Source organism: Vibrio sp. UCD-FRSSP16_30, assembly GCF_001676025.1.
Lineage (GTDB): Bacteria > Pseudomonadota > Gammaproteobacteria > Enterobacterales > Vibrionaceae > Vibrio.
Window position 1 is genome coordinate 1 of sequence record NZ_LZFW01000040.1, and the last position, 1,387, is coordinate 1,387.

Sequence of the window (1,387 nt, forward strand, 5' to 3'; positions counted from 1 at the left end):
CGAGACAGTGTCTACAGCCGGTTTGCCACCTTCAGCCAGAGCTTGCACATCGGCATTAGTGTTATCTAAATTGTAGGTATAACTGCCATCAGCCTCTAAATGATACGTGCCATACTGACCAGCAATATCACCCGTCGTCGTCACTACCGCGTCACCGCCAGTATCACTAGATAGCGTTAGCTGACCATTCACCAATGAGGTTTGGTCTTCAGTCGCACTGTCTGTTGCATCAGTTGCCGTCACCTCGGTATCCACAGTCACTGCCAAAGGCGAAGACTGCACGGCGTGCGAAGCGTCCTTTGACGGCGCAACTGCTTGTGCTGTTAACGTGTGCGCAATACCCGCATCTGAGCCCGTTAATGTCGCTAATTGAACGCTGTAGATACCCTGAGCATCCGAAGTCGCCGTACCCAGGACCTGACCATTTTCGCTGATGGTCACCACCGAGAATGGAATGTCCGTCGTACCTGACATGATAGGCGTTTGTGATGAGGTTAAATCATCACTGTGACTGCTGCCGGTATCACTGCCATCGGTTAAATCTAACGTCACTGCGTTAGTTGGCACTGGGGCAAGTGGGGGTAATGTCGGCGGCGTATCGGTTACTTGAGGTAATGGCGCTTGAGTAGTTGGGTTCGTTGGTGCAACCACCGTGGTTGTGATCGGACCTGGCTGACCACTGGTTGTCGGTGCCGCGACTGTACCCTGCACTTCAAAAGTGATGTATTTATCATCCACACCACCGTGATTATCTGACACTTGAACATGGAACGACTCTTGACCACGGTATTGCTGTGTCTGAGCATCATACCCCATGCCTTGCACGCCAGCGTGCGCGCTGTACGTATAAGCGCCCGTTTTCTCATCCAGTACCAAGTCACCAAATTGACCCTGCACGCTTTGGCTGCCTTGCTGACCATCCAGAATCTGGAAGGTGTGCGTATCATCAGTATCAACATCCGTTTCAGTTAAGCTACCTGCTTCAACTGACGCGGTGTTCACACTCAAAATTGGCTTATCGTTAGTGCCCGTAATGGTGATGACTAAGTTCGCTTTATGCGTGTTGCCTGCCGCATCCATCACTTTATACGAGACAGTGTCTACAGCCGGTTTGCCACCTTCAGCCAGAGCTTGCACATCGGCATTAGTGTTATCTAAATTGTAGGTATAACTGCCATCAGCCTCTAAATGATACGTGCCATACTGACCAGCAATATCACCCGTCGTCGTCACTACCGCGTCACCGCCAGTATCACTAGATAGCGTTAGCTGACCATTCACCAATGAGGTTTGGTCTTCAGTCGCACTGTCTGTTGCATCAGTTGCCGTCACCTCGGTATCCACAGTCACTGCCAAAGGCGAAGACTGCACGGCGTGCGAAGCGTCC

Annotated in this window: 1 protein-coding gene; it reads right to left on the minus strand. The window is 51.4% G+C overall.

What is annotated here, in order from left to right:
• The coding region (locus A9260_RS12495; protein ID WP_197485291.1) for a VCBS domain-containing protein at positions 1 to 1,387 on the minus strand (1,387 nt) is incomplete at both ends.